Annotated in this window: 17 protein-coding genes; 4 read left to right on the forward strand and 13 right to left on the reverse strand. The window is 72.5% G+C overall.

Features of this window, described 5'->3' with window-relative positions; translation table 11 throughout:
- Positions 1–141 precede the first annotated feature (141 nt).
- Entirely contained in the window at positions 142–336 is a 195-nt protein-coding gene (locus ACFY9E_RS07380; RefSeq protein WP_283972776.1) for a DUF3046 domain-containing protein, read from the reverse strand.
- Between the two features lie 80 nt (positions 337–416).
- On the opposite strand from ACFY9E_RS07380, the gene ACFY9E_RS07385 reads away from it, so the two are divergent.
- Positions 417–1,361: a hypothetical protein gene (locus ACFY9E_RS07385; RefSeq protein ID WP_390980184.1), complete on the forward strand. Its 945-nt coding sequence runs from the start codon at positions 417–419 to the stop codon at positions 1,359–1,361.
- An 11-nt stretch (positions 1,362–1,372) separates the two neighbouring features.
- On the opposite strand, the gene ACFY9E_RS07390 is transcribed toward ACFY9E_RS07385, so the two are convergent.
- From ACFY9E_RS07390 to ACFY9E_RS07400, 3 genes are read right to left on the reverse strand one after another with little or no spacing between them, the layout of a single operon-like run.
- Entirely contained in the window at positions 1,373–1,684 is a 312-nt protein-coding gene (locus ACFY9E_RS07390) for an AzlD domain-containing protein (RefSeq protein ID WP_386645496.1), read from the reverse strand.
- Positions 1,681–2,388 (reverse strand): AzlC family ABC transporter permease, encoded by a 708-nt coding sequence (locus ACFY9E_RS07395; RefSeq protein ID WP_390980331.1) that lies wholly within the window; start codon positions 2,386–2,388, stop codon positions 1,681–1,683. Before ACFY9E_RS07395 ends, ACFY9E_RS07390 begins: the two co-directional genes overlap by 4 nt.
- Before the next feature lie 49 nt (positions 2,389–2,437).
- A complete protein-coding gene (locus ACFY9E_RS07400) occupies positions 2,438–3,268 on the reverse strand; it encodes an AraC family ligand binding domain-containing protein (protein ID WP_390980186.1) in 831 nt (276 codons plus the stop codon).
- A gap of 118 nt (positions 3,269–3,386) precedes the next feature.
- Between ACFY9E_RS07400 and ACFY9E_RS07405 the strand changes: the two genes are divergently transcribed.
- From ACFY9E_RS07405 to ACFY9E_RS07415, 3 genes are read left to right on the forward strand one after another with little or no spacing between them, the layout of a single operon-like run.
- Positions 3,387–8,303 (forward strand): ATP-dependent helicase, encoded by a 4,917-nt coding sequence (locus tag ACFY9E_RS07405; protein ID WP_390980188.1) that lies wholly within the window; start codon positions 3,387–3,389, stop codon positions 8,301–8,303.
- Between the two features lie 59 nt (positions 8,304–8,362).
- Complete coding sequence (locus tag ACFY9E_RS07410; RefSeq protein WP_390980190.1) at positions 8,363–9,193, forward strand: DNA-formamidopyrimidine glycosylase family protein; 831 nt, start codon at positions 8,363–8,365, stop codon at positions 9,191–9,193.
- 32 nt (positions 9,194–9,225) lie between these two features.
- Entirely contained in the window at positions 9,226–9,990 is a 765-nt protein-coding gene (locus ACFY9E_RS07415) for an SDR family oxidoreductase (protein ID WP_390980192.1), read from the forward strand.
- 265 nt (positions 9,991–10,255) lie between these two features.
- On the opposite strand, the gene ACFY9E_RS07420 is transcribed toward ACFY9E_RS07415, so the two are convergent.
- The 9 genes from ACFY9E_RS07420 to ACFY9E_RS07460 form a co-directional block, all read right to left on the reverse strand.
- Positions 10,256–10,528, reverse strand: coding sequence for a hypothetical protein (locus tag ACFY9E_RS07420; protein ID WP_390980194.1), 273 nt, complete (start codon positions 10,526–10,528; stop codon positions 10,256–10,258).
- 187 nt (positions 10,529–10,715) lie between these two features.
- Positions 10,716–11,186, reverse strand: coding sequence for a ferritin-like domain-containing protein (locus ACFY9E_RS07425; protein ID WP_390980196.1), 471 nt, complete (start codon positions 11,184–11,186; stop codon positions 10,716–10,718).
- Between the two features lie 204 nt (positions 11,187–11,390).
- A complete protein-coding gene (locus tag ACFY9E_RS07430; protein WP_003993396.1) occupies positions 11,391–11,771 on the reverse strand; it encodes a helix-turn-helix domain-containing protein in 381 nt (126 codons plus the stop codon).
- Positions 11,772–11,880: 109 nt separating this feature from the next.
- Positions 11,881–12,426 carry a nicotinamide-nucleotide amidohydrolase family protein gene (locus ACFY9E_RS07435; protein WP_390980198.1) on the reverse strand — a complete coding sequence of 182 codons (546 nt, stop codon included), beginning with the start codon at positions 12,424–12,426 and terminating at the stop codon, positions 11,881–11,883.
- Positions 12,423–13,319: a CDP-diacylglycerol--glycerol-3-phosphate 3-phosphatidyltransferase gene (pgsA, locus tag ACFY9E_RS07440; protein ID WP_390980200.1), complete on the reverse strand. Its 897-nt coding sequence runs from the start codon at positions 13,317–13,319 to the stop codon at positions 12,423–12,425. Before pgsA ends, ACFY9E_RS07435 begins: the two co-directional genes overlap by 4 nt.
- Positions 13,316–14,797: a 30S ribosomal protein S12 methylthiotransferase RimO gene (rimO, locus tag ACFY9E_RS07445; protein ID WP_390980202.1), complete on the reverse strand. Its 1,482-nt coding sequence runs from the start codon at positions 14,795–14,797 to the stop codon at positions 13,316–13,318. Before rimO ends, pgsA begins: the two co-directional genes overlap by 4 nt.
- A 93-nt stretch (positions 14,798–14,890) precedes the next feature.
- Positions 14,891–15,733: a RodZ domain-containing protein gene (locus ACFY9E_RS07450; protein WP_390980204.1), complete on the reverse strand. Its 843-nt coding sequence runs from the start codon at positions 15,731–15,733 to the stop codon at positions 14,891–14,893.
- Between the two features lie 263 nt (positions 15,734–15,996).
- A complete protein-coding gene (locus tag ACFY9E_RS07455; protein ID WP_390980206.1) occupies positions 15,997–18,750 on the reverse strand; it encodes a DNA translocase FtsK in 2,754 nt (917 codons plus the stop codon).
- Positions 18,751–18,877: 127 nt separating this feature from the next.
- Positions 18,878–19,558 carry a two-component system response regulator gene (locus ACFY9E_RS07460; RefSeq protein WP_031107851.1) on the reverse strand — a complete coding sequence of 227 codons (681 nt, stop codon included), beginning with the start codon at positions 19,556–19,558 and terminating at the stop codon, positions 18,878–18,880.
- Positions 19,559–19,720: the final 162 nt, after the last annotated feature.

Raw genomic sequence — 19,720 nt, forward strand, 5'->3', positions numbered from 1 at the left:
GTCTCGCCCACGCCACCGACAACCGTCTGCCCGCCTGCGATCTTCGTGACCGGCCGCGATCTCCGAAGCCGGTCCGCCTCTGTCCGGAGGGCTCCAGGGCCGGGCGTCCGGTCGGAGATCTCCGCTGCGCATCGGCAGGGGTCAGCGCCTCTCCCGGGGCACGTCCATCACCGTGCAGACCACCTGCCAGACCTCCTTGGCGTCCCAGCCGGCCTCCAGCGCCCCGTGCACCGTGCGTCCGCCCAGCTCCGACATCACGTGGTCGCGCGCGAAGGTTTCGGCGTAGCCAGGACCGAAGTGCTCCGCCATCCGCTGCCAGAAGACCGTCAACCGCATGACTCCAGTATCCCGCCCCTGGGGGTGGGCCTGAGCCGGGACCGCCTGCCGGCGCCTCTTCGCGCCCTACCGTCTGACCCATGGCCGAAACCGGAGCTTCCACACTCCCCCCGACGCCCCCGCGGCTCAGCCCCGTCACGCGCGCGGAGCGCTTCGTCTGGCTCACCGCGCGCGTGCTCGATCAGCACCGCTTCGCCCACGATTTCCGGGGTGGCTCCGCCGACCAGGTGGAGACCGCCCTCGACGCCTACCGCAATGAGGACGGCGGGTACGGCCACGCGCTCGAACCCGATCTGCGCGGCCCGGTCAGCCAGCCGCTGCACACCGCGCACGCCCTGCGCGTCCTGGACGCGGTCGGGCGCTGCGCCGGCCAGCGGGTGGAGCGCATCTGCCGCTACCTGACGGCGGTCTCCACGGCGGACGGGGCCCTCCCGGCGATCCACCCCAGCCAGCACGGCTACCCCACGGCTCCCTTCGTGACGGTGCTGGACGACCCGCCCAGCGACCTCCTGGCGACCGGGCCGGTGGTGGGGCTGCTGCACCGCAACGAGGTGTGGCACGCCTGGCTGTTCCGGGCCACGGACTTCTGCTGGCAGGCGGTCGAGTCGCTGGACAAGTCGCACCCGTACGAGATCGAGGCCGCCGTGGCCTTCCTGGACGCCGCCCCGGACCGCCCGCGCGCGCAGGCGGCAGCCGACCGTCTCGGCCGCCTGGTCCGCCAACACCGCCTCGTGGCCCTGGATCCCGGCCGTCTGGACGCGTATCCGGTCTCCCCCGGCTACGCGCCGGGCGAGCACCACTTCCCGTACGACTACGCGCGGACACCGCGCTCACTCGCGCGCGCGTGGTTCACGGACGACGAGATGACCCGCTCCCTGGACCACCTCGCGGCCCAGCAGCAGGAGGACGGCGGCTGGCCCGTCCGGTGGCGCCACTGGGCCCCGGCGCCCGCCATGGAGGCCCGCCCGGTGGTGACGATCGACGCCCTGCGCGTGCTCCGGGCGTACGGCCGCACCATCGACTGATCATCCCGCGCTCATCCCGCCCCCATGGCCCGCGCTCCCGCGGTCACCAGCACGGCCGCGGCGACGACGAGCAGGAACGGGGCCCTGAGCAGCAGCGCCACGGCCGCGGCCGCCAGGCCGGCGGCCCGTGCGTCCAGCACCAGTGTCTGCCCGTCGGCGAAGGTCTGCTGGGCGGTGAGGGCCGCCAGCAGCGCGACGGGCAGCAGCGCGGCGAGACGCTTGACGAGGGGCCGCTCCAGGGCCCCGGCGGGCACCAGGAGTCCCGCCAGCTTGACGGCGTAGCACCCGAGGACGGTCACCCCGATCGCGATCCAGACGTTCACCGCGCGTCCACCTGCCCCTTGCGCTGTCCCTTGCGGCAGCCTTCCGCCCACAGCACGACCGGCGCCGCCAGCGCGGCCAGCAGCACCGGCACTCCGGCCGGCAGCACGGGCAGCAGCCCGAGCCCCAGCAGCACCGCGAGCCCGGCGACCGCCTGCTCGGTGCGGCTCTTGAGCATCGGTGCGAGCAGGGCGAGGAAGACCGCGGGTCCGGCGGCGTCCAGTCCCCACGCATCGGTGTCCCCGATGGCCTCGGCGCCCAGGGCCCCGAGCAGCGTGGTGAGGTTCCACAGGATGTAGAGGCTCAGCCCGGTCACGACGAACCCGAGCCGTGCGGCGCGCCGGGTGGGCTGGGCCAGAGCGACGGCGGCCGTCTCGTCGATCACCCACTGGGCGGCGAACGGCCGCACCGCGCGCGGGAGGGCGAGCAGCTGCGACAGACGCAGACCGTAGAAGGCGTTCCGCACGCCCAGGAAGAAGGCCCCGGCGGCGGCGGTGAACGGGCTGCCTCCCGCCGCGAGGGCCCCTACGAGGGCGAACTGGGACGCCCCGGTGAACACCAGGAGGCTGAGCGCGCACGTCTGGAGCAGCGTGAGGCCGCTGCCTGCCGATGTCACTCCGAAGGCGAACCCGGAGAGCCCCACGGCCACCCCGACACCCAGGGCGTCGCGTACGACCGCCCGGTCCGCCTTCCCGCCTACGTCCATGTCTTCGAGAACAGTCCGATCTGCCACGCCCCGCACGTTACGGGCTCGGCTATCGCGGGTCTTGTACGTTCTTGCGCTCCCGCTGGTACGCCCCCGGAGGCACGCCGACGATCCGGCTGAAGTGCCGGTTGAGATGCGGCTGGTCGGTGAATCCGACGGTCACGGCGACCTCGGAGGGTGCCGTCCCCGTGTCGAGCAGCCGCCGCGCCCGTCGTACCCGCGCGTCCGTGAGCCAGGCGTGCGGCGGCATCCCGTAGACGTCCCGGAAGGCCCGCAGCAGGGCGAACGGGCTGGTACCGAGGCCGGCCGCCAGCTGTTGCAGTGTCGGCGGCCGGGCCATCCGCTCCTCCAGCACGGCACGCGCGCGTGCCGCGACGCGGGCCCCCGCCGTCCGCACCTCCCGCCGCGGCATGGGCCCGCCGTTCAGCCGCAGCAACCTGGTGACGGCGACCCGCAGCAGTGTGTCCGCGGCCAGCGCGTTGCCCTCGTCGGCGGCCCGCAGCACCCGGTGCACCAGACCGGCGGCGTACGGATCGTCCACCACCGGGCTGACGAAGCCCGGCGTCCCCCGCAGCGCCGTCATCTCGGCGGCGATCTCCGCCACCACCTCGACCGGTGGGTACACGGCCCCGTACCGCCACCCTTCGGGCACCCCGGCCCGCCCGGTGTGCGGCGTATCGGGGTTCACCAGTGCGAGAGCGCCGGCGCCCGCGTACTGATCGCCGCCGCCGTGGTGGAACACCTCCACCCCGTCGGCGATGGCGGCGATCACGAAGTTCTCGTGTGTGTGCCGCACGAACGTCTTGCGCACATACCGGGCCCGCAGCAGATCGACCCCGGGCAGCTCGTCGTACTGCCAATGCCGTGCGCGCTCGTTCATACGACCATTGTCCGCGGCGGTGGACGACCGGCGCGGCCCCGGCCCGCCTCCCGCGGCGGCAGGGCGGGCCCCGAGGCGGCGAGGCCCCGATGTCAGTGCCGAGGTGCACGATGGACGCATGCCCAGCAATGCGCACCGAGCCCTGGACGGCTTCTCCCCCGCGACCCGCGCCTGGTTCACGGGTGCCTTCTCCGCGCCCACCTCCGCCCAGGCCGGTGCGTGGCAGGCCATCCGCGAGGGCTCGGACGTGCTGGTCGTCGCCCCCACCGGCTCCGGCAAGACCCTGGCGGCCTTCCTGGCCGCCCTGGACCAGCTGGCCTCGGCTCCTCCCCCCGCCGACCCCAAGAAGCGCTGCCGCGTCCTGTACGTCTCCCCCCTGAAGGCCCTGGCGGTGGACGTCGAGCGCAACCTGCGCAGCCCGCTGACCGGTATCCGCCAGGAGTCCGTGCGCCTCGGCCTGCCCGAGCCCGAGGTCAAGGTGGGCATCCGCTCGGGCGACACCCCTGCGGCCGAGCGCCGCGCTCTGTCGACCCGCCCGCCGGACATCCTGATCACGACCCCGGAGTCGCTGTTCCTGATGCTCACGTCGGCCACGCGCGACGCGCTGGCGGGTGTGGAGACGGTGATCCTCGACGAGGTGCACGCGGTCGCCGGCACCAAGCGCGGTGCCCATCTCGCGCTCTCCCTGGAGCGTCTGGACGACCTCCTCCCCAAGCCCGCCCGCCGTATCGGCCTCTCCGCCACGGTCCGGCCGGTGGACGAGGTGGCCCGCTTCCTCTCGCCGCGCCGCAAGGTGGAGGTCGTCCAGCCGGAATCGGGCAAGGAGTTCGACCTGTCGGTGGTCGTCCCGGTCGAGGACCTGGGCGAGCTGGGGGGCTCCCCGGTGGCGGACGGCCAGGAGGGCGCCGAGCGCCCGTCGATCTGGCCGCATGTGGAGGAGCGGATCGCCGACCTCGTCCAGTCCCACCGCTCCACGATCGTCTTCGCGAACTCCCGCCGTCTCGCGGAGCGCCTCTGCAACCGCCTGAACGAGATCGCGTACGAACGGGCCACGGGCGAGACGCTGGACGAGCACCACTCCCCCGCCGAGCTCATGGGCGGTTCGGGAGCGGCCCAGGGCGCCCCGCAGGTCATCGCGCGTGCCCATCACGGCTCGGTGTCCAAGGAGCAGCGTGCCCTGGTCGAGGAGGACCTCAAGGCGGGCCGGCTCCCGGCGGTCGTGGCCACGTCCAGTCTCGAACTGGGCATCGACATGGGCGCGGTGGACCTGGTCGTGCAGGTGGAGTCGCCGCCGTCCGTCGCCTCCGGCCTGCAGCGCGTCGGCCGGGCGGGACACCAGGTGGGCGCGGTCTCCACCGGTGTGGTCTTCCCGAAGTACCGCGGCGACCTGGTGCAGGCGGCGGTGGTCACCGAGCGCATGCGCACCGGTTCCATCGAATCCCTCAAGGTGCCCGCCAACCCCTTGGACGTGCTGGCCCAGCAGGTGGTCGCCATGACGGCCCTGGACACGTGGCAGTTCGACGACCTCCTCGCGGCCGTCCGCCGGGCCGCCCCGTTCGCCTCACTGCCCGAGTCGGCCTTCACCGCCGTCCTCGACATGCTGGCGGGCCGCTACCCGTCCGACGCGTTCGCGGAGCTGCGTCCGCGCGTGGTGTGGGACCGGGTCACCGGTGAGATCACCGGCCGTCCCGGCGCACAGCGGCTCGCCGTCACCTCCGGGGGCACGATCCCCGACCGCGGCCTCTTCGGTGTCTTCCTCGCGGGGGCGGACCCGAAGAAGGGCGGCGGCCGGGTCGGCGAGCTCGACGAGGAGATGGTCTACGAGTCCCGCGTCGGCGACGTCTTCACGCTCGGCACCAGTTCCTGGCGCATCGAGGACATCACCCGCGACCGCGTCCTGGTCTCCCCGGCCCCGGGCGTGCCGGGCCGGCTGCCCTTCTGGAAGGGCGACCAGCTGGGCCGCCCGCTGGAACTGGGCCGGGCGGTGGGCGCGTTCCTGCGCGAGGTCGGCTCGCTGTCCAAGGACGACGCCCGCCTGCGCCTCCTCGCCGCCGGCCTGGACGCGTGGGCGGCGGACAACGTGCTGTCGTACCTGGACGAGCAGCGCGAGGCCTGCGGCCACATCCCGGACGACCGGACGATCGTCGTGGAGCGCTTCCGCGACGAGCTCGGCGACTGGCGGGTGGTCGTGCACTCCCCCTTCGGTGCCCAGGTGCACGCCCCCTGGGCGCTCGCGCTCGGCGCGAAGCTCTCCGAGCGGTACGGCATGGACGCGCAGGTCATGCACGCCGACGACGGCATCGTGCTGCGCCTGCCGGACGCCGACGTGATGGGTCTGGACCTGCTGGACCAGGAGCCCGTGAAGATGGGCCGGGAGTATGACGCCGAGCAGGCACCCGTGGGCGCCGCCGACGTCGTCTTCGACAAGGGCGAGGTCGACCAGGTCGTCACCGATCAGGTGGGCAGCTCGGCCCTGTTCGCCTCCCGTTTCCGCGAGTGCGCCGCCCGCGCGCTGCTGCTGCCGCGCCGCAATCCGGGCAAGCGCACCCCGCTGTGGCAGCAGCGGCAGCGCGCCTCCCAGCTGTTGCAGGTGGCCAGCGAGTTCGGCTCGTTCCCGATCGTTCTGGAGGCGGTCCGGGAGTGCCTCCAGGACGTCTTCGACGTGCCGGGGCTCGTGGAGCTGATGGGTGACCTGGAGTCCCGCAAGGTGCGCCTGGTCGAGGTCACCACCGCCGAGCCGTCCCCCTTCGCGCGCTCCCTCCTCTTCGGCTACGTCGCCCAGTTCCTGTACGAGGGGGACTCCCCGCTGGCCGAGCGCCGCGCCGCCGCCCTGTCGCTGGACTCGCGGCTGCTGGCCGAGCTGCTGGGACAGGCGGAGCTGCGCGAGCTGCTCGACGCCGAGGTGCTGGCCGAGCTGGAGCAGGAGCTCCAGTGGCGCACCGAGGACCGGCGCGTCAAGGACGCCGAGGGTGTCGCGGACCTCCTCCGTCTCCTCGGCCCGCTCACGGACGCGGAACTGGCCGAGCGGGGCGCCGACCCGCAGTGGGCCAAGGAGCTGGCCGGCACCCGCCGGGCCATTCGGGTCCGGATCGCGGGCAGGGACCACTGGGCGGCGATCGAGGACGCGGGCCGCCTGCGCGACGCGCTGGGCACCGCCCTGCCGGTCGGCGTCCCGGAAGCCTTCACAGAGCCCGTCAAGGACCCGCTCGGCGACCTCCTCGCCCGCTACGCCCGCACCCACGGCCCGTTCACCTCGACCACGGCTGCCGCCCGTTTCGGCCTGGGCGCGGCCGTCACCGAGGGCGCCCTCCAGCGACTGGCCGCAGCGGGCCGCGTCGTCCAGGGCGAGTTCCACCCGGCCGGCATCGGTCAGGAGTGGTGCGACGCTGCCGTGCTGCGCCGGCTGCGCCGCCGCTCCCTGGCCGCGCTGCGGCACGAACTGGAGCCGGTGCCGCCCGCCGCGCTCGCCCAGTTCCTTCCGCAGTGGCAGCACATCGGCAAGGGCCACTCCCTGCGCGGCATCGACGGGCTGGTCCGCGCCATCGAGCAGGTGCAGGGCGCGTCGGTACCCGCCTCCGCGTTGGAGAAGCTGGTCCTGCCGTCCCGGGTCGTGAACTACACCCCGGCGATGCTGGACGAGCTGACCGCCGCCGGGGAGGTCGTCTGGGCCGGGGCGGGCTCCCTCCCCGGCAAGGACGGCTGGGTCTCCCTCTACCTGGCCGACGCGGCCCCCCTGCTGCTGCCGCCCCCGCACCCCTTGGAGCTGACCGCCCTGCACCAGTCGGTCCTGGACACCCTCTCCGGCGGCTACGGCCTGTTCTTCCGCCAGATCGCCGACCAGGTCCGCGCCACCACCCACCCCGAGGCCACCGACCCGCAACTGGCCGACGCCCTGTGGGACCTGGCCTGGTCCGGCCGTCTGACCAACGACACGCTCACCCCCATGCGCTCCCTGCTCGGCTCGGGCCGCACCGCCGGCTCCACGGCCCACCGCGCCAAGCGCAGCGTCCCGCGCGGCCGCTACGGCTCCCTGACGGCGGCGGCCCGCACCGCCTCCCGCTCCGGCCCGCCGACGGTCGCCGGCCGCTGGTCCCTGCTGCCGGCCCACGAGCCTGACCCCACCGTGCGGGCCCACGCCCTCGCCCGCACGCTCCTCGACCGGCACGGCGTGGTCACCCGGGGCGCCGTCTCGGCGGAGGGCGTCGAGGGCGGCTTCTCGGCGACGTACCGCGTCCTGTCCGTCTTCGAGGAGAGCGGCCAGGCCCGTCGCGGCTACGTGGTGGAGGGCCTGGGTGCGGCGCAGTTCGCGATGGACGGTGCGGTGGACCGTCTGCGCGCGGTGTCCAACGCCCGCGATCGCGGTGAGGCCCTGCCCGGCCCGCCCCCCGGTTCCGGACCCGACCCGTTCCCCGCTCATGACTTCGCCGGTCCGGACGACTCCGCCCCCTCCCACGACCACACCACCGCCCCCGGCCCCGACGGCTTCCCCGACCTTGGCTCGCCCTACGAGGTTCCCGAGCCGTCGCCGGGCGAGTGGGTCTCGCCCCGCGACTACGCCCGGCAGGACGCCCCGCCCTGGCAGAACGGCGGGCGGGCAGCGTACGACCAGGGGTTCCCGGGCCGCCGGGGCCGCCCCGACGACGCCTGGCGGGCCGTCGTCCTCGCCGCCGCCGACCCGGCGAACGCGTACGGCGCCGCCCTGGCATGGCCCGAGCCTCCGACCGGCGCCGGGCACAAGCCGGGCCGCAAGGCGGGCTCCCTGGTGGTGCTCGTCGACGGCGAACTGACGCTCTACATGGAGCGCGGCGGCAAGACCCTGCTGGCCTGGGCGACCGATCCGGAAGGCGACCCCGCCGACGACCCCCGCCTGCGCAGCGCCGCGGAGGCCCTCGCCGCCGCTGCCCGCGCGGGTTCGCTCGGCACGGTCACCGTGGAGCGCGTCAACGGCGTCCAGGCCCTGACCTCCCCCATCGGCACCCTCCTGGAAGGAGCTGGTTTCATCGCGACGCCCCGAGGACTGCGTCTGCGTGCCTGACGGTCATCCGCCCACAGCCGCTCCGGCCGGGCACGCGTCCGCCGTGCCACTCTTGACCCATGCCCGAAGGTGACACGGTCTGGCAGGCCGCGAGGCGGTTGCACGACGCCCTCGCGGGCAAGGTGCTGACCCGCAGCGACCTCAGGGTGCCCCGCTTCGCCACGGCCGACCTCACCGGCCGCACGGTCCGGGACGTCACGCCGCGCGGCAAGCACCTCCTCACCCGCATCGAAGGCGGCCTGACGCTCCACTCCCACCTGCGGATGGACGGCTCCTGGAAGGTGTACGGGAACGGCCAGCGCTGGACCGGCGGCCCGGGCCATCAGATCCGCGCGATCCTCGGCACCACCGACCGCACGGCCGTGGGCTACCGCCTCCCCGTCCTGGAACTCCTGCGCACCACCGACGAACACCGCGTGGTCGGCCATCTGGGCCCCGACCTCCTGGGCCCCGACTGGGATCCCGACCGGGCCCTCGCCAACGTCCTCCAGGATCCCGCCCGCGAGCTCGGCGAGGCCCTGCTCGACCAGCGCAACCTCGCCGGTATCGGCAATGTCTACAAGAGCGAGCTCTGCTTCCTGCTGGGCGTCACCCCCTGGCTCCCCGCAGGCGCCCTGCCCTCCGACCGCGCCGCCGAGCTGCCGGGGCTCGCCAAGAAGCTGCTGGAGGCCAACCGCGACCGCCCGATCCGCAGCACGACGGGCCGCCGCGGCCAGGACCTCTTCGTCTACGGCCGGGCACCCCGTCCCTGCCTGCGGTGCCGCACCTCGATTCGCGTCGCCGAGCAGGGCGACGGCTCCCGCGAGCGCCCCACCTACTGGTGCCCCACCTGTCAGCCGGGCCCCGCCCCGGCCGCTTCTCCCGGTCGGCGGCGCAGCCGCACCAATTGACGACCCGTCAGAAACGCTCGTACGGTCCCCGTATGCCCGTCACGGCGTACGACCTCACCGGCCGCACCGCGTTCGTCACCGGCGCGGCGAGCGGCATCGGCCGCGCCTCGGCGCTCCTGCTGGCCGAGGCGGGCGCGACCGTGCACTGCGCGGACCGTGACACCGAGGGTCTGCGCGAGACGGCGACCCTGATCGAGGACAGAGGCGGCACAGCCCGTACCCACAGCCTCGACGTCACCGACCGGACCCTGCTGCGGCAGGCCCTCACCTCGTGCGAACGCCTGGACGCCTTGGCCGCGATCGCCGGGATCATGCATCGGAGTCCCGTGCTGGAAACCCGCGACGAGGACCTCGACCGGGTGCTGAACGTCAATTTCAAGGGGGTGCTGTACGCCTGCCAGGAGGCGGTCCGTCTGATGATCGCCCACGGCACCCGGGGCAGCATCGTCACCATGGCATCGGGCGCCGTCGACACGGGCGGCCCCGGGCTGCTCTGCTACGGGGCGGCCAAGGCGGCGGTGGTCCAGCTGACGAAGACCCTGGCGACGGAGGTCGGCCGGCACGGCATCCGCGTCAACGCGGTCGCCCCGGGGTGGACCCGTACGCCCATGACCGACCGCCACGACAGTGAGTCCCAGACGCACACGGAGTCCGCCATGGCCCGCATGTCCCCCCTGCGCCGGGTCGGCGAGCCCGAGGACATCGCCCACGCGGTCCTCCACCTGGTCTCCGACGCTTCAGCCTTCACGACGGGCCAGATCCTCCGCCCGAACGGGGGTGTGGCGATGCCGTGGTGACGCGGGCCCGGCCCGTCTGCACCCCATAGCGCCCCCTTGGCCGCCTTGCGGCCCGCCACCCCGGCTTCCCCCCGGAACCCCGCCCGCACAGCCGCAGCACCCCCCTGGCCACCTGCCGGCCCGCCGACCCCGGCTCCCCCCGGGCCCCGCCCGCACAGCCGCAGCACCCCGTACAGCGACCACATCACCGGCATCCACAAGACCCCACGCCCCCTGGAACCCCGCCCCGCAGCACCGGCGCACGCCAGCCGTCGCCCCCAGCCCCTCACCCCCGACGCTCCACCATCCCTCGACTCCCCGCTCCGAGGACCCTCCGCCAGCGCCCTGCCCCCACCACCCCCCGCGCCCTCCCCTTGGGCACGCAATGCACGGGCAGGACGCTCAGCCCCCATCCCCCGGCCGCGACCGCCGCCTCCAGCACCCCCGCCTCAGGCGCGGCCAGCAGCCGCAGCACGGCCCACCACCACAGCGCCCCGAGTCCGAGCACGGCCCCGCGGGCCCCCCAGTGCCGGCTCCCCCAGCGCGCTATGCCCGCCACGGCCGCGACCCCCGGCTCGACGCTATGGAGCCGCCCGGGCCCGCGGACAGGGCGCACGACGGGCACACGGGCGCACCGCGCATCCCGCTCGGGCCGCGCACCCGCACACCGCTCACGTCGCGCACCCCTGCGCGCCGAGCGATGGCATCTCGCACGCCCGGCCCGTCACTCGCTCCCGCGCTCTCCGTCACCCGTTCTCGGCCTGGAACATCCAGTGATGCTTCTCCAGGTCCGCCGTGATCCCGATGAAGATGTCCTGGCTCACGGGATCCGGCTCACCGGTCGTGTCGACCCGCTCCCGCATCCGCGCGATCACCGCACCCAGCGCCTCGACGAGCGCGCTCACGGCAGTCGTGTCGTCGACCCACCCTTCGGGGGTCACCCCGATCCCGCTGCCGACGGCAACCGTCGCGGCCCGCCCGTCCGGCGAGATCCCGAGGGCCGCGGCACGCTCGGCCACGGTGTCGGAGTACTTCCGCGCGGTGTCGACGACCTCGTCGAGCTGGAGATGGACGGAACGGAAGCGCGGCCCCACCACGTTCCAGTGGATCTGCTTCGCCACGAGGGCGAGGTCCACCAGATCGACGAGGGCACCTTGCAGCGCCTCGGACACGGTCTTCAGGTTCGCGTCCGACAACGGGCTCTTCACGACGTACATCCGCACCTCCGAGGACTGCCCCCGCACCTCAACGATGACCGCCGCACGCCCCACCGGCAAACGCACACACACCGGACACGGCCCACAGAGGCGGCAGGACGGCGGCGGTCGGCCCCGAACAAGCGAAAACCCCGGGCGGCACCCCTCCGGATCTTCCGGAGAGGCCCGGCCGGGGCCTTGGTCATGCCGTGTGAGCGCAGAGCCTCACGCGGCGACGACGTCCACCGCTTCGGCAGGCGCCTTGATGGTCACCCGTTCCGGTGGCACACCGGTCACCGAGACGGAACCCAGCATCGGGCGAACCGGCGTGGGAACAGGCTCGCTGGGGGTGGCCGCAGCAGACTGGGCCAGCTCGGCGAGGGCGAGCTCGTCGCTCACTTCCCGCATGAGCTCGGACATCCGTACGTCCAACGCGTCGCAGATGGCGGAGAGCAGCTCGGAGGAAGCCTCCTTCTGCCCCCGCTCCACCTCGGAGAGATAGCCGAGTGAGACTCGGGCGGACGAGGAGACTTCGCGCAGAGTACGGCCCTGGCGCTGGCGCTGCCGACGCAGCACGTCACCCAGCAGGCGACGGAGCAGAATCATCGGTGGCTCCCTCCTCGGACCGCGTAGCCGCATCCATTACGCCCCACCGTACCGCCTTGCGCCGCGGCCGTGCGGGGAGCGATGTCGTGTTCACTCAGGGCTGCAAACATCAAAACCCCCCGTTCCGTTCCGTATCCTGTGCCCGCTCATTCCCAGTCTGTTCGCCCGCAAGCTCCTTCAGGAGCAGTGCGAGTACGCTCCGTACACTCTCTCTACGAATTTCCGCGCGGTCGCCGTTCAACCGCAGAGCCTCCACTTTTCCGCCGCCGGCAGAACCGGAATCGGCTCCGCCCGGTCCGTCCACCGCGACGAAGACCGTGCCGACGGCCTGTCCGTCCTGCGGCTCAGGACCCGCGACGCCGGTGGTCGCGATGCCCCAGTCGGTGCCGAGCGCCTTGCGTACGCCCGCTGCCATCTGGGCCGCGACCTGCGGATCCACCGCCCCACGTGTCGCCAGCAGGGTGGCGTCGACACCGAGCAGGTCATGCTTCAGTTCGGTGGCGTAGGCGGTCACGGAGCCCCGGAAGACCTTGGACGCCCCGGGGACGGATGTGAGGTCCGCCGCAACGAGGCCACCGGTCAGCGACTCCGCCACGGCGAGCGTCTCGCCCTTCACCGTGAGTAGTCGCACCACGTCGGTGGCCGTGGAACTCACGCTTCCTTCTCCTCCAACGCGGCCTTGCGCTCGGCGATTCCCTGCCGGCGCAGCACAATGGCCTGTTTCACATAGTCGAGGCCGGTCACCACGGTCAGCACGACCGCCGCGGCCATCACCCACCACCTCAGGGTGGCCAGCCATCCCGTCAGCGCCAGCACGTACATGCCCACGGCCACGCCCTGGATGAGGGTCTTCAGCTTGCCGCCGCGGCTGGCGGGGATGACGCCGTACCGGATGACCAGGAACCGCAGCAGGGTGATGCCGAGTTCCCGGCCGAGGATGATGCCGGTCACCCACCAGGGCAGATCGCCGAGCGCGGACAGACAGATCAGCGCCGCCCCCATGATCGCCTTGTCGGCGATGGGGTCGGCGATCTTCCCGAAGTCCGTGACCAGGTTGTAGGTGCGCGCCAGGTGACCGTCGAACAGGTCGGTGATCATGGCGACGGCGAAGGCCGCCCAGGCGAGGGACCGCCACGCCGGGTCGTAACCGCCGTCGGTGAGCATCAGCGCGACGAAGGCCGGGACGAGGACCAGCCGGAGCATGGTCAGGAGGTTGGCGATGTTCCAGACGCTGGCCTGGTTGACGGCCGCTGCGGCGATCTTCCCGCCCCGGGGGGTCTTCCCTTCCCCCTGGGCGTCGACGTCGGCGTCCTCACCGTGGACCGCCCCATCGGCACCCGGCGCCGCCGCGGCAGCCCCGCCATGACCCACGTCGGACGAGGCACCGGGCCCCGTACCGGGCGTCCCGTCATCGGCCGAGCGCGTGGCCGCATGCCCGGCCACCGCCCCCGGGGCCACGGGGGCCACGGACGCCGCGGAGGCCGGAGCGCCCGCTGCCCTCCTCGCGCCTGAGGCGCCTCCCGCCGCGGATGCCGGGACACCGGTCATCTGCCCGCCTCCTCACTCCACGCTGGCGACGTGAGCGAGCCCTGCAGCGGCTCGGCCACCAGGTCGACACCTTCCGTACCGACCACCTTCGCCTCGACCATACGGCCGGTGCTCAGCCCCGCGCCGCTCGTGAGCAGCACCTGGCCGTCCGTCTCGGGCGCCTGGTGCTCCGCACGGCCGTACACGCCGTCCTCCTCGTCGACGGACTCGACGAGGACCTGGACCGTCTGGCCGACGCGCTCCTCGGCGCGCTGCGAGACGAGTTCCTCGGCCAGCCGCGAGATGTGGGCCAGCCGCTCGGCGACGACGTCCTCGTCGAGCTTGTTCTCGTAGGTCGCCGCCTCGGTGCCCTCCTCGTCGGAGTAGCCGAAGACTCCGATGGCGTCCAGCCGGGCGCCGTTCAGGAAACGCTCCAGCTCGGCGAGGTCGCCCTCGCTCTCGCCGGGGAAGCCGACGATGAAGTTGGAGCGCACACCGGCCTCGGGGGCCTTGCTGCGGATGGTGTCGAGCAGCTCGAGGAACCGGTCGGTGTCACCGAAGCGGCGCATCGCGCGCAGCACGCCGGGCGCGGAGTGCTGGAAGGAGAGATCGAAGTAGGGCGCGACCTTCGGGGTCGAGGTCAGCACGTCGATGAGGCCGGGCCGCATCTCGGCCGGCTGGAGGTAGCTGACGCGGATGCGCTCGATGCCGTCGACCTCGGCGAGCTCGGGCAGCAGTGACTCCAGCAGGCGGATGTCGCCCAGGTCCTTGCCGTAGGAGGTGTTGTTCTCGGAGACCAGCATGATCTCCTTCACGCCCTGCTCGGCCAGCCAGCGGGTCTCGTTCAGCACGTCGCTCGGGCGGCGGGAGATGAAGGATCCGCGGAAGGACGGGATGGCGCAGAAGGAGCAGCGCCGGTCGCAACCGGAGGCGAGCTTCACGGAGGCGACCGGGGAGCCGTCCAGACGGCGGCGCAGGGGTGCGCGCGGGCCGGAGGCGGGGGCGAGGCCTTCCGGAAGGTCGGCCGGGGCGTGCCCGGGCAGCGCGACCGCGGCGGCCGACTCCTGTCGCTCCGCCGGGCTGATCGGCAGCAGCTTGCGCCGGTCGCGCGGGGTGTGCGAGGCGTGGATGCCGCCGTTGAGGATGGTCTGGAGGCGGTCCGAGATGTCCGAGTAGTCGTCGAAGCCGAGCACGCCGTCGGCCTCGGGGAGGGCCTCGGCGAGTTCCTTGCCGTACCGCTCGGCCATGCAGCCCACCGCCACGACGGCCTGGGTTCTGCCGTGCCCCTTGAGGTCGTTGGCCTCCAGGAGGGCGTCGACGGAGTCCTTCTTGGCGGCCTCGACGAAGCCGCAGGTGTTCACGACGGCGACGTCCGCGTCCTCGGCGTCCTCCACGAGCTGCCAGCCGTCCGCCTCCAAACGGCCTGCGAGCTCCTCCGAGTCCACCTCGTTACGGGCGCAGCCAAGGGTGACGAGTGCGACGGTACGGCGTTCAGGCATGGGCTCAAGACTACTTCGTCCCGCTGACACCCCATGTCGACGGGGTTGGCCGTTTCCCGGCCAACCCCGTATCAACTGGACCTTTCGGGCCGGTCACCCGGCCTCGGGGTCGCCCTTTGTGTAGGTCAGGCGCTCGACGGACCCCGGCTGGAAGTTCTCCTCGATCTTCTTGCCGTTCACGAAGAGGTCGATCGCGCCGGCGTCTCCGAGGACGAGGTGGACCTTCGAGCTGTCCTGGAAGGTCTTGGAGTCGCCCTGCTTGAGGACGCCGTCGAAGATCATCCGGCCGTTGTGGTCCTTGGCGGCGATCCAGCTGCGCCCGTCGGCGGCGGCCACCTGGACCGTCACCTTGTCCTGCGGCGCGGCCGCGATGGCGCTGTCGGACGGCTTGGGGTCGGCGGGCTTCTTGGTCTTGGTGGTCGGGGAGGCGGAGTCGCCGGGCGTGGATCCCTCGGCCACGTTCGACTCGTTGCCGCTGTCGTCGCCGCCCTGGAACATCGTGAACCCGACGAAACCGATGACGGCGACGATCGCGGCGACCATGGCCGCGGTCCAGTTGGGGCCCCGCCGCTCCGGACGGATGCGTTCCGCCTCGAAGAGGGGAGCGGCCGGAGTCGGTGCCGGACGCCCGCCGTGCTCGTCGCCGTACTGGGCGAGCAGCGGTTCGGGATCGAGGTGGACGGCCTTGGCCAGGGTCCTGATGTGCCCACGGGCGTAGACGTCCCCACCGCAGGGGGTGAAGTCGTCCGCCTCGATCGCGTGCACGATGTTCATGCGGACCCGGGTGGCGCTACTGACGTCGTCGACGGTCAGCCCGGCGGCGATACGAGCCTGCTGCAGGACACGACCGATGGAGGGGCGGGCTTCCTCGCGGTCTGCTTCGACGCGCTCGTCTTCGAACGGACGCTCGTCTTCAGGGGAGTTGCCGATGGACACGGGGGCGCCTTTCGAGCGTGTGGCCGCCTGTGCTGGAAGTTCAGTCTAGGGGGGGTACAAAAGGGTGGGGCAACCGGGCGGTGGCACTTTGTACGCCATCGGAATGGCCCGACATTCCGATGGTGGGCTCGCTGCTTGTCGCTTCCCTCAACTTGACGTACGCCGATGGGAAACGGTTGCTCAATGATCCCTTACGGGTGAGTCACGATCAGGACACCCAATTGCCGTAACGCCCCGCGAGGCGACCACCGTGTCCCGTTTCCCTACCCTTCAGACTCCCCCCGGATCAGGGCGAGCACGCCATCCAGCTCGTCAGGCTTCACAAGAACGTCACGAGCCTTCGAACCCTCGCTCGGTCCGACGATGTTCCGGGACTCCATCAGGTCCATCAGCCGGCCGGCCTTGGCGAAGCCGACGCGCAGCTTGCGCTGGAGCATGGACGTCGAGCCGAACTGCGTGGAGACGACCAGTTCGGCCGCCTGGCACAGCAGGTCGAGGTCGTCGCCGATGTCCTCGTCGATCTCCTTCTTCTGCTTGGTGCCCACGACGACGTCGTCCCGGAAGACGGGCGTCATCTGGTCCTTGCAGTGCCGCACGACGCCCGCGATCTCCTCCTCGGTGACGAAGGCGCCCTGCATACGGGTGGGCTTGTTGGCCCCCATGGGCAGGAACAGACCGTCGCCCTTGCCGATGAGCTTCTCGGCGCCCGGCTGGTCGAGGATGACCCGCGAGTCGGCCAGCGAGGAGGTGGCGAACGCCAGCCGCGAGGGCACGTTCGCCTTGATGAGGCCCGTGACGACGTCCACCGACGGGCGCTGCGTGGCGAGCACCAGGTGGATGCCGGCCGCGCGGGCGAGCTGCGTGATGCGCACGATGGCGTCCTCGACGTCCCGCGGCGCGACCATCATCAGGTCGGCGAGCTCGTCGACGATGACCAGCAGGTACGGATAGGGCTGGAGCTCGCGCTCACTGCCCTCGGGCGGCTTGACCTTGCCCTCGCGCACGGCCTTGTTGAAGTCGTCGATGTGCCGGTAGCCGTAGGCCGCCAGGTCGTCGTAGCGCAGGTCCATCTCGCGCACGACCCACTGGAGGGCCTCTGCGGCCCGCTTGGGGTTGGTGATGATCGGCGTGATCAGGTGCGGGATGCCCTCGTACGCGGTCAGCTCGACCCGCTTGGGGTCGACCAGGATCATCCGGACGTCCTCGGGGGTCGCCCGCATCATGACCGAGGTGATCAGGCAGTTGATGCAGGACGACTTGCCGGAGCCGGTGGCGCCGGCGACCAGCATGTGCGGCATCTTCGCCAGCGAGTGCATGACGTAGCCGCCCTCGACGTCCTTGCCGAAGGCCACCAGCATCGGGTCGTCGTCCTCCGCGGACTCCGCCAGACGGAGTACGTCGCCGAGGTTGACCATCTCCCGGTCGGTGTTCGGGATCTCGATGCCGACCGCGGACTTGCCGGGGATCGGGCTGATGATCCGCACGTCCGGGGAGGCGACGGCGTAGGCGATGTTCTTCGCCAGCGCGGTGATCCGCTCGACCTTCACGGCGGGGCCGAGCTCGACCTCGTAGCGCGTGACCGTCGGCCCGCGGGTGAAGCCGGTGACCCTGGCGTCGACCTTGAACTCGGTGAAGACGGTGGTCAGCGCGGCCACTATGGCGTCGTTGGCGGCGCTGCGGGCCTTGCCCGGGCCGCCGCGCTCCAGCAGGTCGAGCGACGGCAGGGAGTAGGTGATGTCGCCGGACAGCTGGAGCTGCTCCGCGCGCGGGGGCAGCTCGCGGGGCTCGGCCGGCGGCGCCTTCGTCAGGTCGCGGACGCCGGCCTTCGGCTTCTGCGGTTCGGGCTCGGACTGCCGGGGCTTGTCCTGCTGCGGCTCGTCCTGCCGGGGGCGGGCGGCCGGGACGGGGGTCGGCGTGGTCGCCTCCTGGTCCCCCGCCCGTACGCCCTGGGTGAGGTCGGCGACGATCGGTGAGGGCGGCATGCCGTGCAGCACGGCGCCGTCGAGCGCGGCGGCGGCCGCAGCGGCGACGTCCACGGCGTCCCTGGGCCGGTCCATGTCGGGCTGCGGCACGGCGGAGCGCCGAGGGCGGCCCCGGCGCCGCGTGAGCGCCTCCTGCTCGGCACTGTCCGGGTCGTACACCGCGGGTGCCTGCCCCCGCCTGCCGCGCGGGCGCGCGGGCAGCGCCTCGCGCCACTGCTCCTCGTAGCGCTCGTCGTCCTCGACGAACACGAACGCGTCCTCGGCCGGGTCGCGGACGATCCCTAGACGCACCCCGAGCAGCCGCAGCCGCTGCGGAATGGCGTTGACCGGGGTGGCCGTGACGACCAGCAGCCCGAAGACCGTCAGCAGCACCAGCAACGGCACGGCGAGCACATCGCCCATGGCGTAGGACAGCGGCGTCGCCATGGCCCAGCCGATGAGGCCGCCGGCGTCCCTTATGGCCTGCATACCGGCGTCGCGCGCGGGTGAGCCGCACGCGATGTGGACCTGGCCGAGCACGCCGATGACGAGCGCGGACAGACCGATGACGATGCGTCCGTTGGCCTCGGGCTTCTCCGGGTGGCGGATGAACCGCACGGCGATGACGGCGAGGAGTATCGGCACGAGCAGGTCGAGGCGGCCGAAGGCACCGGTGACGAGGATCTCCACCAGGTCGCCCACGGGGCCCCTGAGGTCGGCCCAGGTGCCCGCGGCGACGATCAGCGCGATGCCGAGCAGCAGCAGGGCGACACCGTCCTTGCGGTGAGCCGGGTCGAGGTTCTTGGCGCCCTGCCCTATGCCGCGGAACACGGCGCCGACAGCGTGTGCCACACCGAGCCAGACAGCGCGCACCAGCCGGTAGATGCCCCCGGTGGGGCTGGGTGCCGGTCTGGGCGCGACCTTCTTGGCCGCGGCCTTCCTGGCGGGCGCCTTCTTAGCGGGAGCCTTCTTGGCAGCGGCCTTCTTCGCCGGAGCCTTCGCGGCCGCCTTCTTCGCGGGCGGCGGCTTCCTGGCTGCGGAGGGACGTGAGGCCATGGGTGTGAGGTTACCGGGGGAGACGACAGGGGACACGCGTGTCCACGGCTTCACCCGTTCGTGTCGCTCCGGGAGAGGCACGAAACTGACGCGCGGTCACAGGGGAACAATCCCGCCTGCGCACGCGTCAGTTCTGCGAGGACACCGAGGAAGCGCTTCCGGTGCCCGGCTCCAGCGCGTCCAGCGCCCGCCGCAACCCCGTGAGCTTGCGCTCCAGATGAGCCGCCGTGGCCACCGCGGCGGCGTCCGTCGACTCGTCGTTGAGCTGCTTGGTCAGCGCTTCGGCCTGCTCCTCGACGGCGGCCAGCCGCGCGGAGAGCTCCGCGAGCAGCCCGGCCGACTCCTTGGCCTCGCCGCCCGCCTCCTTGCCGTTGCCCTCCAACTGGAGTCGCAGCAGGGACGCCTGCTCCCGCAGCTGGCAGTTCTTCATGTACAGCTCGACGAAGACGGAGACCTTCGCGCGCAGCACCCACGGGTCGAACGGCTTGGAGATGTAGTCCACCGCACCCGCCGCGTAACCCCGGAAGGTGTGGTGCGGGCCGTGGTTGATCGCCGTGAGGAAGATGATCGGGATGTCCCGGGTCCGCTCACGGCGCTTGATGTGCGCCGCCGTCTCGAAGCCGTCCATGCCCGGCATCTGGACGTCCAGCAGGATGACCGCGAAGTCGTCCGTGAGCAGCGCTTTGAGCGCTTCCTCCCCGGACGATGCCCGCACCAGCGTCTGATCGAGCGCGGAGAGGATCGCCTCCAGCGCCAGCAGATTCTCCGGCCGGTCATCGACCAGGAGGATCTTGGCCTTCTGCACCATGGCCCGCCCTCCTCGCCCCGGCGTGGGGCCTCCCCTGTCCGCAGGACCTGTGGAAGCACCGGTGGGTGCCGCCCCAGGGGACGACTCCCTTGCGCCGCCCGTCCTTGTGCCGGTCATCGTAGCCGCACCCCGCCCGTCACCACACCCTGTCACCGTGATGTC

The organism is Streptomyces sp. NPDC012466 (genome assembly GCF_042955215.1).
Classification (GTDB): domain Bacteria; phylum Actinomycetota; class Actinomycetes; order Streptomycetales; family Streptomycetaceae; genus Streptomyces.